General features: G+C 45.3%; 6 protein-coding genes. 2 read left to right on the forward strand and 4 right to left on the reverse strand.

What is annotated here, in order from left to right:
• Window positions 1-96 precede the first annotated feature (96 nt).
• Window positions 97-567, forward strand: coding sequence for a hypothetical protein (locus R7R78_RS18195; RefSeq protein ID WP_225474085.1), 471 nt, complete (start codon window positions 97-99; stop codon window positions 565-567).
• Between the two features lie 514 nt (window positions 568-1,081).
• On the opposite strand, the gene R7R78_RS18200 is transcribed toward R7R78_RS18195, so the two are convergent.
• The 4 genes from R7R78_RS18200 to R7R78_RS18215 form a co-directional block, all read right to left on the reverse strand.
• Window positions 1,082-10,720 (reverse strand): Ig-like domain-containing protein, encoded by a 9,639-nt coding sequence (locus tag R7R78_RS18200; protein WP_225474086.1) that lies wholly within the window; start codon window positions 10,718-10,720, stop codon window positions 1,082-1,084.
• Between the two features lie 120 nt (window positions 10,721-10,840).
• Window positions 10,841-11,455: a phage tail protein gene (locus R7R78_RS18205; RefSeq protein WP_047008153.1), complete on the reverse strand. Its 615-nt coding sequence runs from the start codon at window positions 11,453-11,455 to the stop codon at window positions 10,841-10,843.
• Window positions 11,456-11,601: 146 nt separating this feature from the next.
• Window positions 11,602-12,549: a formyltransferase family protein gene (locus R7R78_RS18210; RefSeq protein WP_224721233.1), complete on the reverse strand. Its 948-nt coding sequence runs from the start codon at window positions 12,547-12,549 to the stop codon at window positions 11,602-11,604.
• 7 nt (window positions 12,550-12,556) lie between these two features.
• Window positions 12,557-13,855: a hypothetical protein gene (locus R7R78_RS18215; protein WP_053307255.1), complete on the reverse strand. Its 1,299-nt coding sequence runs from the start codon at window positions 13,853-13,855 to the stop codon at window positions 12,557-12,559.
• An 868-nt stretch (window positions 13,856-14,723) separates the two neighbouring features.
• Here R7R78_RS18215 and R7R78_RS18220 point away from each other — a divergent pair.
• A complete protein-coding gene (locus R7R78_RS18220; RefSeq protein WP_017819913.1) occupies window positions 14,724-17,897 on the forward strand; it encodes an AAA family ATPase in 3,174 nt (1,057 codons plus the stop codon).
• Window positions 17,898-17,931 lie beyond the last annotated feature (34 nt).

A 17,931-nucleotide genomic window follows, 5' to 3' on the forward strand; every position in this document is an offset into this window, starting at 1 on the left:
TTAGCATGAGTAGTTTTACAGGCAAAGCCGAAACGGATGATAACCACCTACTGAAGTAGGTGGTTTAGGGCTGAAAATAAAAATGACTGCGTCATTATGGTAGGCAGTTTCTCTAAAATACTATTTCCCGGCATACGCATTGGCTATATGATTCCACCAAAGTCTTTAATGGAGCCAATTTCAAATATGTTGTGGCACTTGGGAAGAAGTACATCTGTAGTGTCTCAAATCCTACTTGACGAATTCATGCGTGACGGTCATTTCTCTCACCATTTACTCAATATGAATAAAATCTATAGCGAAAGGTACCATAAACTCACTCAATTAATTGACAACGTAGATTGCTTACAACGTATTCCAAGCCAAGGTGGATTGCATATAGCAGCTGAAGTATCGGGATGCGCGACACAAATGATGAATAAACTGGCTTCATCAAATGTAGCGGTTTATCCATCATCGCATTTTTCTATCAACAATCATTCTAATGCCCTCTTATTTGGGTTTGGCATTATCCCTATCCAAAAAATAGAAACAGCATTTGATATTATTCAATCAGTATTGGATTAAAGCAGATATAAAATTATCGTTTTGCTCGGTATCAATTTATCGTCTTGTTATCACCAGCAGAGTCAGGGGCAACTGCGAACTTGGAACGCTTTTCAACCAAATAAGAGTTCACTACGAATTGTGTCGCTCTAACCCGCTTGGTTTGGCTTCAGCCCCAACACTATATTTCTTCGACTGTAGACGCACTAGGTTCAAGTAAAGCGACGTATCACGCTGACACTTTCAGCGCCACCAGCAACCCTATTGCGTAAATCATCTTCTTTTAAGTTCACATCGAGCATTCAATGAACCTTATTTTTCTAATATCGAACAGTAAGTTCTGCTTAACACTCTATCAAAACACTATCTTTCGCTAGATGTTAAAGAAGAAAAGACTTCAAGGTAATTAAGGATTTGTTATAGAGTATTGACCTATATAATAAAGATCACAATCACGACATTAATCTCCAGTAATTTACCATATCGCTTCATGATCGCTTAGGATACAAATTATCGAAAAATACCAAACCCTAGGTTAATACGCTGTTAACGGCTCAAAAAAATAACGAAGTTGTACCGCAATTATATCAACATCATTTTCATGTAAAAAATAACGAGCGCCTTGGATACCGATCTCCCAATTATCTGAGAGGTTGTAGCCAACTTCTGCACCAATATATCCATCAAAACCATCCACTTCCGTCGTTATCTTGCTGCCTTGATACGTACTTTCAATATCGGTATCCCAGAACAAGCCCCCCAAACTTAGTTTTGCGGACCATGAATTGTATTGCCAGAACTTATAACCGATGTCGAAGCCCATGCCCTTAACAAGGAGTGGGGCTATAGATGCGACATTGGCGTGATAGTCTTCTGGTGAAGTAGTAGCACTACGCAATGTAGCACTACCTTCACCCATATCAATATAACGAATAGTTCCAGACCATTGATCAGAAAAAGTATATCCCAACCCGACAGAGCGATAGAACCCGGTGTTGTCAGTAGAGATTACGTTATCACCTTCAACAGCATCACGCTCATCTGCATGGCTTGACCCCATTTGAACATCAACATACCAGCCCGCTTGACTACTAAAACTAAACACAGCAATTAGTGCTAGAGCACTGTTTCTTCCATAACGTTGCATGGCTCCTAACAAAATCAAAAGCATCAACACCATGCCACCCAATGATCCTGCTGAAGTATTTTCAACCTTTACATCTCTTACCAACTTAACGGTCACTATAACTTTCCCCGCGTCTTGCAGGCCTTGGCTATCCTGAATGATATATGTCAACACATCATTGCCTTCAAACCCTGAGGTAGGGGTATAGGTCACGCTCTGATCTGCATTCATGACCGCCTGCCCATACTGCGCTTGGACTGAAACCAACTTCAATGTGTCGTTATCCGGATCGGTATCGTTAGCAAGGACATAAACCGTGACAGGGGTACGATCATCGGTGGTAATATTATCGTCCACCGCATTCGGATTCTGACTGTTTACCACATTTACCGTCACCTTCGCCGATCCCGTTCCACCATTACCATCCGTTACGCTATAAGTGATCAAAGCCTCCCCGTAGTACTGTGGTTGAGTGACATAACTTAGTTTGTTATCAACCACACTAACACTAACACTACCAATATCTACAGAAGCGCGACTTACCTTCAGCCCATCACCATCAGCATCAGCATCATTGCTCAATACATCGATCGTCACCGTACCATTGAGACTAACAAACGCATTGTCGTCAATCGCTTGAGGGAGTGTATTATTGCTTACACGAGCGGCAACGACGCCAGGGTCAACGACACTGCCATTAGCCAATCCGTCATCATCGTTCGGACCACCGTCTTCAATGGTAAGTTGTACACACCAGTCACCTTCAGTCAGACCCTGTGACCATGAACTGTGCCCTGGTGGCGGACAATAACCAGCCTCGCCAGCACTAGAAGAAACCGTGTTTTGAGCATCCTCAATAAAGTCTACCCACCCCTGTTCAGCATTATACTTTCGGTACACTGCATTTGCTGGAACAGGTAAACGCTGAGGCATAACTAATTGATAGCTTTGACCGGGAAGCGGCAAATTAGTTACTACAAAATCAAAGATTCCCCCTATGCTCTTCATATTGATATCTTTAGGAAGCTCCTCATCCAGCAATAAAGCTCCTCCTGTTGTGTTAGTCAGAATGGTTATTCCTTTGCGTAAACAGACACCAGGCTGCCCCTCAATGAGGAAGCGATCTTTTTCTGACACAACCTGTTGAATTACGTTACAGTCAGAAATTGCATCAAGATAATCAGGGATACCATCACCATCACTATCATTATGACCTTCTTGATCATCCGGGATTAAGTCGCCATCACTGTCTTCACTCCCGAGCTCCGCCAATGTTTGTACCACTTCTAAATAGACATTCCGTGTCACTGATAATGGTGGAGTGCCATTGTCAGTAACTGTCAATTGCAAATTGTAAATCGCTGAACTCAGTAATTGCGGAGAGAAAGTCAATGTTTCGCTGTACATCTGCCCCGCAATCGCTTGGTTAAGTACATCGCTATCACTACTCCATCTGAAACTGTGTATATCGGACATATTTGCATCACTAACACTGCTCGTGATTGTGACCGGTTCAACACCATTTTCAATTTGGCTCCGCTGCTCCCCCACCTGAGATACACTTACCGTGACCTTCGGAGCCACATTCTCTTCAAAGATTGTCAAGGTGTAACGACGCTTACTACCTAGATTAAGGGTGCTGTCCAGATCAATCACTAAGGTTTCAACGCCTTCATTTTGTCCATCATTAAGTAGTTCGAACGAAAGTTTGCCTTCGGTACCACTAGGTATCACCACTTCACCAGAGGTGAGCGTGTGGTCATCACTGTCCGCGCTTCCTGAAACCGAATAAGGTATGATTACTGGGTAGCTCGGCGAAGGACCGTTAAGGTGTATCGATACGCTATGGTTGGTGCCTTCCGTGGTTTGCGCATCTTTGGAGATACTTATCAGTGGATACACTGTTACCGTTTGACTAGCCTCAGCGACGTTTCCATCAGAGTCTTGAGTGCGCCAATAGACCGTATTAGTTCCAGGTCGGAAAAAGGTCGTGCTGTCGACCAATGAAACAGGTAATAGCTTGCCTGTACTATCTCGTGCCACAGCAGAGCCTAATGCAACTTTAGTAAAGAGCGAAGTTGCGTTCACTTCGATATCTGAAGGTGCGACTATTGTTGGTGCGTCCAATTGCGCACTTTTAATTGTCACGATTGCTTTCGCGGTGGCCTTTCCACCGTTACCATCTTTCACACTGTATTGCACTGCCACTGTACCAATTGAGGTCGTTACCAATTGGATTTGACTGCCCACAATCGTTGCCGTTCCAGATGTAGGTTTAACCCATTCCAGTTGTAATGTATCTAGATCAACATCGCTGTCGTTGCTGAGTACATCCAATAAGTAGCTACCATCGTTACTCTCGGTAAAGACATAGGTATCATTAACCGCCACTGGCTCATCATTAACGTTGATTACCGTGATGCTAAACGCTGCTAAAGATGTGCTTAGCTCACCGTCTGAGACACTAATAACAATATTATTGGTGCTGCCAACATGCTCATTTTCCGGCGTACCACTTAGCAACCCAGTTGCTCTATCAAAGGTTGCCCATGATGGTTTATTGCGGATTGAAAAGCTCAAGCTACTACTATCAACATCCGATGCCTGCAGCGCAAAGCGGTACGTATTGCCTTCGTTGACGGTAAGAGCAGGAGTGCCACTGATCACTGGCGCGTCATTGACATTGTTAACCACAATACTGAATCTATTGAGCATTGTGGTCGTGAGACCATCAGAAACCGAGATAACAATGCCCTGATATTTGCCAACATCACCATTATCTGGTGTACCACTAAGCGTGCCTGTTGATGCATCAAAGCTAGCCCAAGATGGCTTGTTCACGATACTGAAGGTGAAGGCTTGGCTGTCAACATCTGACACTTGTGGCGTGAACAGATAGGTGCTGTCTTCATTCACTTGTGTTGCTGGTGAACCAGAGATAACGGGTGCATCGTTAACGTTATTCACAGTAATCGAAAACGCTGACAATGAGGAAGAAATAGTGCCATCGGATACGCTAATCACGATACCTGGATAAGTCCCCACATAACGGTTACTTGGCGTGCCAGAAAGCGCTCCTGTTGTCTTGTCAAATGTAGCCCAAGGTGGCTTGTTAGCTATCAAGTAGGTCAGAGTATCCGCTGGGTCATTGTCCAATGCCGCGGGCACAAACTGATACACACTATCTTCATCAACTTGCGCCGATGGGGTACCCGTAATCACTGGCGCGTCATTAACGTTATTCACCGTGATGGTCACTAACGCCACTCCAGAGGTAAGTTCTCCGTCACTTACGCTGTAAGTGAAACTGTCCTGACCAAAGAAGTTACTGTTACCCGTATAAACCGCGTGATTGCCTGTGACGGTAACATTACCGTTGACTGGCGATTTTACAATTTGATAGCTCAAAGATGAGCCTTCTGCATCGTTACCATTTAAAGTAATGGTCAGCGGTATTTCTTCCTCTCCCGTAGCACTGATATCGGTCGCGGTTGGTGTATCGTTGACTGCATTAACCGTCAAATCGACACGAACCTCTGTCGAGTCGAGATCACCGTCGTTGACCTTGAACAAGAAGAAGTCGGAGCCATTGAAGTCCGCTTCTGGTGTATAGCGCCAACTATTATTGGTCAACTGCTCTAGCACGCCATGACTGACTTGCTCAGTGATAAGATACTGCAGAGTGTCATCATCGTTATCAATATCTGAACCAACCAGCGTGATCACCAAACTATTGTCTTCATCAAGCGTTTGTGACTGTGCTTGCGCCATTGGTGCGTCGTTGACTGGTGTTACTGTCATGGTCACTGTTGCGGCGTTAGATACAGCACCTGCTAAGTCTGCCACCGTATAGGTGAAGCTATCTTCACCGAAGTAGTTCTCATTGGGGTTGTAAACAATCGCTCCTGACGCCGTCACGTTCACACTGCCATGTGCTGGCGTATCGACGACTGTGACACTAGTGAGTTCAAAACTGTCTCCAACATCGGCATCACTATCATTGCCTAATACATTGACCTCGAAGGAGCCTCCCTCTAGTAGTTGTGCACTGTTATCAACAGCAACGGGGGCATCATTCACTGGCGTAATATTGAGCGTGACGGTTGCAGGCACTGAGACTGCTTGACCACTATCGGTTAGCATGTAGGTAAAGCTATGTTGACCATTAACGTTCGCTGTTGGCACAATCTTTAAGGTCCCATCGACATTGACACTCACCGTGGCAAAACTGTATACCCCCTCTCCTTGACCAAGATCTTGCAGGGTAATACTACTCGGGGTGAATGACCCATCTTCAATATCACTGTCGTTACTTAAAATATCGAGTGTCGATGTGATATCTTCATCAAAAGTAAAACTGTCTTCCTCCGCTACTGGTGAGTCATTGACGGAACCGATATTGACGCTGACCGTGGCCGCAAGAGAAACGCCGCCTTCACTGTCTGCGATCGTGTAAGTAAAGCTATCGCTACCATTTTCATTCGGATTCGGCGTATATACAAAAGTGCCTACAGTTTGATCAATGGCTACTTGTCCTTTTTGAGGCAAACTAACTAACGATAAATCACCCGTTGGGATGCCATCTTCAACATCCTCCGCTTGACTACGCGCGCTGACTGCTGCGCTTGCGGTATCTTCGTCGGTGTTGATGGTCAGCGCTTTAGCGACTGGCGCATCATTTATAGCCATGATAGTGACGGTCACTGTCGCCTCTTGCGACTCCTGCAGCAGGGCATCTTTCACGGTATAGGTAAAGCTATCTGTGCCTGTCTCATTATTATTTGGCGTATAGGTAACAACGCCGTTGCTGATCGACACCTGACCTTTAATTGGTTGCGTTTTAATCGTTGTAGAAGAAGCGACCATGTCATCATTAACATCGGAATCGTTGGCTAACAGATTAAATTGTTTCGCCGTATCTTCCTCAGTCGAGAAGCTATCATCAACTACCGTTGGCGCGACATCGTAGCGTTTGGTCACAGTATCCGTCACTGCATCAGATGCGTTGCCTGCGGCATCGGTTACCACCACGCTTACTGTCAACGTCCCCTCTTGCAAAATAGTGACGTCAATGCCCGTTACTTGCATGGTCTCCGAAGAAATTGTTTGACTAGCGCCGTCAATGGTCGTGGTACCGTCGGTCACGCTATAAGTGAACATCGCGTTCACTTCAGCTGCTGCGAAGGTAAAGCTCATCGCCTGTTCGTTGGTTTTGTTAATGCTCTCCTGATCAATGCTGATGCTATGTCCAGTCGGGATCCCCGTATCCACTGAGATCAACAACTGAGTCGCTGCTGTATTGAGGTTGCCAGCTGCGTCGCTAAATTTCTCGGCTGCAACATCAATAGTTGCATCCTCAGTGCTTTCTTCTGCAGGTGTAAAGGTAGCCGTATAACTGGCGCTACTGCCCGCAAAGTTAGAAAGAGTTCCTCCAGCCACGGTCACATCGGCTTCGGAAAAATCAGTTGCGGCTTCACTCAAGGTAAACGTGAGTGTTGCCGTTTCACCCGCTTTCAACGCAGCGCTGGAGCTAGTGATACTAACGGTTGGAAGCACAGTATCGACGCTGATGGAAAGTGGTGTAGCTGCACTATTGGTGTTACCAGAGGCATCGGTAAATGTGCCTGTGGCAACTTCAATAGTACCGCTCGTCGTACTCTCTTCCGTTGGTGTAAAGGTCGCAGTGTAGCTGCTACCACTGCCAGCAAAACCAGACAAAGTACCGCCACTAACCGTGATATCCGCCTCGGTAAAATCGCTCGACGCTTCACTTAAGGTAAAGGTAATGGTCGCCGTTTCGTCCGCTTTCAGCGCCAATTTATCACTGGAGATAGTCACACTCGGCACTAAACTATCAACGGTTATAGACAGTTGAGGCGCAGCAGTGTTGCTATTCCCGGCAGCATCGGTAAAGAAATCTGCCGCCACGTTAATCGTCGCTGTACTTGTACTGTCTCTATCCGGCGTAAAGGTGGCCGTGTAATTGTCACCGCTGCCCGCAAAGTTAGACAAACTGCCGCCAGTGACGGTGACATCTGACTCAGTAAAGTCACTTGAGGACTCACTTAAGGTGAACGTGATACTCGCCGTTTCGCCAGAGATCAAATCAAGGTCTGAGCTGCTCAAAGAAACAGTTGGTCTCACGTTATCTAACGTAATTGTTGTGCTATCTACACTGGAGGTGTTGCCCGCCGCATCGCTCTGGCTCGCCGCGACCGTCAGGGTGCCGTTGTTAAACGCACTTACATCAAACTCACTGCCAATAGTCGTCCAAGCCCCGGTATTGTCGGCCGTCACCGTACGACTGACTGAGTTGTTATTGTCCGTGATGGTCACGGTCACACTATTGCCAGCCTCCGCGCCAGAGCCAGCAATCAGCACATCATTGTCTTCTGCCGCATTGACGATGCCATCAGTTTCAATCGGCGTAGTGATGATCACAACAGATGGAGCAGCATTGTCTAGGGTAATGCTCTGGGTGGCTGCGGTGGAAGTATTACCTGCTATATCAGCTTGGGTTGCAGACACAGTCAGGGTGCCATTGCTCAGGCCACTGATATCCAGCTCGCTGCCGCTCAACGTCCAGTTGCCTGAGTTGTCGGCCGTCACCGTACGACTGACAGAGCTGTTATTGTCCGTGATAGTCACGGTCACGCTGTTGCCTGCTTCCGCGCCGGAGCCAGCAATCAACACATCGTTATCTTCCACTGCATTGACAATACCATCGGTTTCAATCGGTGTAGTGATGGTCACAGCTGATGGTGCGGCGTTATCTAAGGTAATGCTCTGGGTGGTCACTCTGGAGGTATTACCCGCCGTATCCGATTGCGTCACAACAACTATGAGTGTGCCGTTGTTCAGGCCACTGACATCAAGCTCACTGCCGCTCAACGTCCAGTTGCCTGAGTTGTCGGCCGTCACCGTACGGCTGACAGAGCTGTTATTGTCCGTGATAGTCACGGTCACGCTATTGCCTGCTTCCGCACTGAAGCCAGCGATCAGTACGTCGTTGTCTTCTGCCGCATTGACGATCCCATCAGTTTCAATCGGCGTATTGATGATTACAGCAGATGGGTCTGCATTATCCAGAGTAATACTCTGGGTGGCTGCGGTAGAAGTATTACCTGCTATATCTGCTTGGGCTGCAGACACAGTCAGGGTGCCGTTGTTAAACGCACTTACATCAAGCTCACTGCCGCTCAACGTCCAGTTGCCTGAGTTGTTGGCCGTCACCGTACGACTGACAGCGCTGTTATTGTCCGTGATGGTCACGGTCACGCTGTTGCCTGCTTCCGCGCCGGAACCAGCGATCAACACATCGTTATCTTCCGCTGCATTGACGATCCCATCAGTTTCAATCGGCGTGGTGATGGTCACTGCTGATGGGGCTGCATTGTCCAGGGTAATGCTCTGTGTGGCTGCGGTGGAGATATTACCAGCTATATCAGCTTGGGTTGCAGACACCGTCAGGGTACCATTGTTCAAGCCACTGACATCCAGCTCGCTGCCGCTCAGCGTCCAGTTGCCTGAGTTGTCGGCCGTCACCGTACGACTGACAGAGCTGTTATTGTCTGTGATAGTCACGGTCACGCTGTTGCCTGCTTCCGCGCCGGAGCCAGCGATCAACACATCGTTGTCTTCTGCAGCGTTGACGATACTGTCAGCCTCAATCGGCGTGGTAATGCTCACTACGGATGGTGCTATTGTATCAATGGTGACACTTAACGCGTTGGATGCCGAGCTAACATTATCATCGCTATCAGACGCTTTAGCACTTATTGCATGTGTAATACCAGACGCCAACTCATTGGTTGTTATCTGCCAGTTTCCTCCAGTAGCAGTGCCTGTGCCAATAACCGTTGCACCTCCACCGACTTGATCACTGTATAAAGTAACGATCGATCCACTCTCAGAAGTCCCACTAAACGTTGGTGTAGTGTCACTGGTAATATTATCAGTATTTAATGGCCCGGTATCCGAACTAGCATCTAAATCGGGTGTAGATGGCGCATTTGGCGTGGTATCGACTGTCGTAAAGTTAAATGTGGCATCATCGCTGATCCCAGCGAAGCTATTATTTGCGCTGTCAGCCACGGCACTGGATTCAATATGAATGGCGTAGGTCCGGTTCCCTGCCAGATCACTGGTTGGGTTTAAGTAAACTTTATTGTTGGTAACACTGATGCGACCAGCGCCTGGTGATGTTGTTGTGCCATCGCTTTCGGTGGCAACATTAAATACTTCAAAGTCGCGACTGTCGGTAACATTACGAATGGTAATATTGCCGCTCTTCAGCTGAATATTTTCATCGAAGGCAATCTCGATGTTGTTGCTAACAGAAACATTGGTTGCATCATCAGTGGGGGTTGAGCTCGCACTGACAAAAGTAGGCGCGGTAGAGTCTGAAACCGCAGCGTCATCAATCTTGATACTTCTGATAAGATAACGAGAGTCAGCACCCGGACTTCGGGTAAACGCCATAGTCACTGTATCAACGTCCTGCCATGCAGAATCAGTAAAGTCTGTACCACGGGTCAGGGTAAACAAATCCTGTAACCCTGAGTTTGCTTCACCACCTTTTGGCAAGGTGACAGTTTCGGTCACTGTTTGAGTATTATTAGAGAAGCCAGTTAACACAAGTTGATACGTTTTATCTGAGTCTCGGGCCGACCCCTGCATAAAGGTAATTTCGTCGAAACTGAAGTTAGTACTTGATCTCTCAAAAAAGCGGAAGCCACGATTGTTGAACTCATTAATCATGGTATTTGAGAAAAAAACACCAGCTACAAACCCGAGGTCATTTAGGCCAGTAAACGGAGTGCTATCAGTGCTATTGCCGGCATCTAATACCATAGACACAGCACCTGCATTGGTAAGAGTGACCGAGGGCATACCCCCAGTGACGCCTGTCTCCACCTCACTAAAACTGGAACCTGAACCATTAGAGTAGTTAATCGTTTGCTGTGCAGCCCAGGCTTCACCGGAAAAAAACGCTGAGGACACCCATGCTGTTGTAATTGCGATCGCTACCTGACGACGTAATCTCATTTTCCTCTCCTGAAGATGACGGCCTTATCAACATAGCCGGGTTATCATAATCAACTTAAATGTTTAATTTTTTTATAGGAAAGGATTAGCGAAAGTTTCAGCCAATTCTTTCTTGGTTGATTAGCTGCGTGGTGGGTATACTCCCGCAGTGGCAATTAACCAATTAATCGGCAATACCGGGCTCAAAATATTAAGTGGCATTGAACCGCCTGTTTCAGTCACAGTTACAGTACCTCCGCCCGAGCCACCACCAGACACACTTAAGCCTTCGATCTCGGTCAAATCTGGTTGCTGAAACGTCGGTTTATAGAACCCGGGGGTAGAGTTTTGCGCTATATACGAATTACTATCGGGTACCTGTGTATTTGCAGCATTGGTAGCAACCTGCATCCTGCCTGTTACAGGTGCAGAAGTGCCAAGAGGGGTAAAAATTGCCGTATGTAAGTGTGCTGGCATTTGAGTTATATCAATAGTTACCAGTTCAGTACCCAATCTTTCTCCCTGATGATAATCCATCCCCCCAGGTCGTGTGCCTACACCAACTGGACTGCGGCCACGCAAATCAGGTAAACCAAAGGTAGTTCGGGCGTCACCTCCGTATAGAGTGCTAACTAGAGAGAAGAGCGCTGGATTATCTTCAATTGCCTGCATTTGCCCCGAGCACATTGCCCAATTTCTAATTGCAAAATTGCCACCAAATGCGGTTAGTGTCCCAAGATACGGTTCTGTAGCCATACTGTTCTTCCTTTCAACGTATACACTTAAGTTAAAACCAGCCCATAACGAAATTGGTGTGGTTGGTTAAAATTTTCCAATCTCGCATTACTAAATACCGTTACGGGCTTCATCACTGCCGCAAAGAGCCGTATTGAGATATTTATTTACTCACAAGCAGAAGCGTGCTGGAGCAATGACATCCCAGCATCTAGCCCAGCCATTTGCGCATAGCGATAACCCGAAAACACGCCTTGCGGTGTAGCAATAACATCTATTGATATGGCGCTATCTAACGTTTTCACTTGTAACCCATGTTGTGGGCTGATCTCGAGAATTCTCCCCGCCTCAACACCGACTAAAGAAGTCTCCATTGCGCTTGCTTGCAAAACATTGGCGACACCACTTGGCAAGCTCAACATCGCACCACCGAAGTCATGATTGCCTGCTCGCACTAAGTTGACGATTTCGCGACTCGTTTGCACGTTCCAACGAAGGTGCAGATCATGTTGGTTTACTGCTCGTGCCACTTCGTTGGGGTTTGATACTTGTTCACGCCAAACCAGCCCTTGCTTTTGTTGCGCGATGAGGAAGTCATACATCAGCTTAGCCGTCATTTGTGACGCTTTTTGCTGAGCACTGGTTAAGGTCTCAAACGGGTGAAATGGTACCTCTAACTCCATTCCTATAGCGCCGGAATCAGCCGATGCCTCAAGACGATGCAGGGTGAGGCTAAAGGTGTCTAAACCCTCTCTTAATTGCCAATAGAGAGGCATCGGGCCTCGATACTCGGGCAGCTTTCCCGGATGAATGTTGTACAAGTTTCCGTTGAAAAACTGACACAGCGAGGAATGAACTATGTGCCTGAACAAATAGATAACGCCATCCGTGACTCGCCAAACATCGAGTTGCGCTATCAAAGCACTGCTGTCATTGGCGGTATACTGAGCAATATGAATCGATTGAGCGCTCAGATAGCTCTGTAGCTGCTGTAAGTCAGGATTTAGTTCTCCTTCCGGTACTACCACGCCCGCCAATTTATGCTGTTGTGCCAACAACTGAATGATGGGCAAGGCGTAACAACTTCCTGTAAAAACGACGTATTTTTGCTGCATATCGAAATCATCCATGGGTGGCGACAAAACCTGGCAATCCGGTTAACTGATAATAGAAACTGACCTTATCCCCTCCCTTCGCTTCAAAGTAATGGTGTTCAACAGCTTTGGGCTTGGCATCCACATAAAAAGTCATGTCGGGTTTAGGATGGGTAATACCAGAGTCGTATTGTCCGACCATCGCATCTCCGTAAGTATCGATATGGCTGTAAATGGCGAGGATACGTTTTGCCATATCTGGCACATCTTTCGGCAGCTCAATGGTGTTGCCTTGCAGCATTTTTATTCCACCATCTAGCTCAAAAATCTCGCTTCTGAGCAACATGGCTTTATTGACGTTAAGAATTTCTCCCAGATCAATTCGATCATCGATCGCTTCCGGCTGGCAATGGTTGGAATGTGCATACTCTGCTTTTTCCCATTGTTGATTAAATTCCGTCTCCCCGATGACCATCATGGCGCGCACAGATACCTGATTGGGGATCATTTCGCCTTGAATATGTAAATATTGAACCAAATGTTTCGCGATGCTGAGGAACCCTTCCCGACTAAAGCCATGCTGCATCGCTTCAAGTATCAGGAGATCAAACGTTTGAGTTGGCGAAAATTGGGTAGCATCTTCTTCCACTAAGGCTTCAATGTAGTCTGCGATATCGAGATCCGCGATCAATTGATTGAGTGCTTTAATGGCTCCGGGGTGAATATCTACTAGTGTCACCTGAAGCTGCTCTGCGCTAATTCGATCACTTTGTTTGTAGTGAGCAAGTAAAGGCAGCAGCAATGGTGCAAAGGGGCCGCAAGCTGGATAAAGCACTTTAACCTGTGACTTGTTGGCAAGCATATGTTGGATAGCTTTGTTTATACCACACGCAAAGCCTTTAATTCGGTACACATCTTTGATGGTGTGTTTACAGTTAAGTGGGGACATCACCAGCCCAGACGTGGAAATGTACTGTCGGGTCAGTTCCTCTTGAGTGAGTTTAGCCAGAGAAAGAGATTGGCAAGCGTTGCCATACATGCTCTGAAAGGCTTGCACCAGTGTTCGGTGCTCAACTTTCGTCTCCTTCAATACGAGCTCAACTGCCGCAGCGAAACTCTCTTTCAGTTGCCGTTGGCGTTCAGCCGTGCTGAGTTGGTTTTGGAGCATAGCCTCAAGTTGAGTCCGTAATGAGTACTTAAGCAGCTCATCCATTTCGGGTTCAGCAAAACCAAACTGTTGAGTTTGTTGCTGCACTTCTTCAACACCGACCGTCTCACGAGATTGAGGACGTTGCTGGTAGAATTCTATAGATGAGCCTTTTTGCATAATTCATGAACCTCACTTGCCGCTGTAGCAGTAGTTAATGATGTAACACACCTGTACTTGAGAAAAACATATGCCAGAGGTCCGCGTTACAATATCTCAGCTCCCGGCTCTAACTTCATAAACCGTACTGACAAAATTGGGCAGAAAAATTGAGATAAAAACAGTTCTAATCCTGTAAATTCAGAGAGTAGTAAATAGTTAGGGTAATAGGCCTTTCGATGTGATTCTTCTAAAGCAAGCGCTTGCCAATCCCCTAGATGGCAAGATCGTTTGACATATGGCAGCCACGCAGTCTCCTTAGTAGAGGTAAGCGCGGCACTCAAATGTGGTGTAATATGAAAGCCTTTTAACAGGCAGAAAAAGCCAATATCCATAGTATAAAGCCAACTATTTATAATATTGAAATTAAAATAATTTTTTCGGCAGTTATTTTGAAATTGCCGATATTTGATTTATAGACTAGAAAAAATCAGTTAGCCAGAATAGAGATCAAAAAAAACACTAAAAATAAGATTGTCAATTTATATCTCTAAAATTAAAGAATTTAATTTTTAAAGTTTAATGAAGTCCAATATAAGTTTAAGGTGTGCAATCTTTTAAAAGATATAAGTTTAAAGATATTTCAAAAAACTTATTAAGAAAAACATGAACTCACAAAAATAAATATCAAAATTATTAATAAAAAAACACCACTAATATAACAATGAATTAAGGTGGTTTGAAGATTAAAATGCCCATTTCATTTTCGTATATAACATTTTAACTACTAGTATTATATATGTGGTGAAATAAGATAAATTTATTCACTCAACATATCCAATCGATTCAGGTTTACTGGGAAAAGCTATACGTTACAACGGAGTGAAATATGGCAAATAGGGATGGAAGAATTCCACTCAACGTATTACGACTCAAAGAACTGAGAAAGAAATTAGGACTGAGCCAAGAAAAACTGGCGGAAGAATGCTTTCAACAGGGTTTTGTCGTATCTATTGCTTCTATAAAGCGAGCAGAGTCTGGGGCGAATGTGCTGTATCGTACCGCATCCAATCTCGCGGAATACTTTTCTGTCCCCGTAGAGGACCTTTTAATAGATCGGGCCTCAGAACCATTATTTACAAATGTATCTTCATCACCACCATATTTTTTTATTTTTGCAATCGAAGCAAAGTGTGATTTGACCGCAAAGGCTCTGCAAACCTTACTTCTCAGCCAAAACACTACACCCATAATACAAAACCGAACGTTTGTTCTTACTTGGTCTTTACAGGAATCGGACGAATATATTTTTGAGCGAATTCGACAACTAGCCCTTCAATTAAAGGTTGCTCTTTCGGCTTCGATTCGGTCTTTTATCAATGTGAAATACATGCATCGAATCACTGAGCTATCGGAACATCCGAATGCGATAACCCCAATCAATGAAATCCTAGTTAAAATCCCTTGGGGAGAAATAGCTGCTTGTCCTTGCTTTATCTCGTCCAATTGTGCCAGACCAATAAAACCTTTTCTAACAGGAGAGCCAGACTTCAACAACTGGCATTTTGTATCCTTACACCAAAACCATACTGACTGTTTCGTAGGGCGTAAACTTGAACTAGAAACATTGAATAGCGGAATCAAGCGATGGCAAAAACAAGAAGCAGGCCAAACGTATTGTATTACTGGTACCGCAGGGATAGGAAAGACCAGCCTACTCAACCAGGTCATTTCGTCTTTGAGTCGTTCTTCGTGTTTAACCACAGAGATTCAAATCCTGAATCATGGCAGTGCTGATCTCTTGTCCCCTCAAAATATATTCACTCGGGCAATTTGTTCATTTACTCGTGAAGATACCGATGATTCTATTCGTCAGCAGACTGTCGAGTCATCAATTCCCTCTTCTTTCCATCTCTGCCTTTATTGGTTAATGGGGGTAACACTCAACGAATCAGAAAAACAGCTGCTGAACTTAATGGAGTTCCAAACGCTGAAACAAACGATAGAGCAATCTATCCCTTTCTTAATTCAACAACGGCAGACCAGCAAACCGCATTTGATTATTGTTGAAGATGTCCATTGGGCCGACGAGGTAATGTTGGCATTTCTTGAGACACTGCTACCTTATATTACAAACACCAATATTTTACTCTTTCTGACGTTTAGGCAGCAAAAACGACTTAGTTCCAAACAATCTTGGTTTGCCAACGTGAATCTAATCGAACTTAGGGAGTTATCATCTGAAGAGTCTTACGAGTTAGCTTGCTCAATCACATGCCAACAGAATAAACATATCAATGACTGTATAAAGCTTGCGAAAGGCCATCCTCTATACTTACGCCAAACACTACTTTGTTCTCAGTTTGATAAAGACGTTCCGGAGTCATTGGAACATTTAGTTTCGATACAATTAGCTCAACTTCCAGCCCAAGATCGCCAAGCACTCTGTACTGCATCTGTGTTAGGGCAGTACTTTCAACTGGAGCAACTGCGTGAAATCACTCGAATTCCCGGCTACGTACCAGATAAGTTAGTCGACGCTGGCTTAGTAAAACTCAATGGCGATCAATACCTTTTCCATCATGATTTGATTTGTAATGCTGTTTTCCGTCAAATAGACAAGTCACAGTGTTCAAAAATACACATGGCCTGCGCAAAATGGTATGAGAACCGAGATCGGTTCTTATATGCAGTCCATATCAATCATGCCAAGGGCGAAGGTGTATTTACTGTTCTTGACCAGACCGCCAAACATTACCTGAGCAATTATCAATTTGAAAAAGCACTGACTCTTATTGAATACGCTATTAAAGAGTCACCTAAAGCACAGATGGCGTATGCACTAAATATGAAAGGAAACTGCCTGTATTCGATGGGACGCATCAAAGAGAGCATTGAGGTTCTTGAGCAAGCGATTCATCACACAGAAAATGATTCTGAACGTGTTCAATACTATTTAGACCTCATTAACCCCTACCGTTTAACCGACAACTTTGTACAAGCGATGTCGATTTTAGACCAAGCCCAAGCCCTGTGCGAAAAGCTGACGTTAAATAAATCTTTGTGTGAAATTCACTCGATGAGAGGTAATATGCTGTTCCCCACTGGGCAGCTAGACGAATGTGAGAAAGAACATTTACTTGCATTAGATTACAGTCAACGAGCAAACTGTTTTCGCGCGAAAGCAAAATCGCTTGGCGGCCTCGGTGATTGTGCCTACGCACAAGGAAAAATGGCTCGCTCATACGAGCACTTAACCGAGTGTTTGCAACTGTGTGAAGAGCATCAGTTGCTTTCGATTGAAACTGCCAATCGCTACATGCTGGCAACAGTGATGATCTATCAACTGCAATCTGACGAAGCACTAAAACAGGCTCAGCATGCCTCGAATCTTGCCTATCTCACGGCAAACCGCCGAGCAGAAATTGTTTCTAGGCTTACGGCTGCATGGATCTTTCTCGACCGTAATGTCTTGGTGCAAGCTGAAAACGAAATCTCGACCGCTCTACAACTTTCAAAACAGCTTAATGCTCATCGATTTGTCGCTTTTCTTTTGGAGTCCAGTGCAAGATTGCACTGGTATCAGGGAAAAGAGGAGAAAGCCCTTTCGGACATCGACACGGCTCTAGATCTTGTTCATATCAATAAGCTACACAATTTTATTGGTCCTTGGCTCGTATCTACCAAGGCACTTATTTGTGGCGATGAATCAACGGCCCTTTCCGCTTTGCGCACTGGTGAGGCTTGGCTAGAATCTACCTGTGTTGGTCATAACTATTTACGCTTTTACCAACAAGGAATCCAAGTAGCGTGGCAGTATAAGCAGCCTACGCTACTTCGAAAATATCGCGATAAGCTGTCTAACTTCACCCAAGAAGATCCGCATCCATGGGGTGATTTTTATATTGAACAAGCGAATCTGATGCTTGCCTTACTCGACCAGTCCAGCTCCGTCTCTGAGTTGTTAAACTTCAATCAGGCCGCGCGTAAGCATCAACTGAATCAGGCTCAAATAAGTGTTGATGAGCTCGACCATTGGCTCTCCACATCTACTCAACCATGAAATATTCAATAAACGAAGAAAGTCGATTAATTGC

The organism is Vibrio sp. 2134-1 (assembly GCF_033339495.1).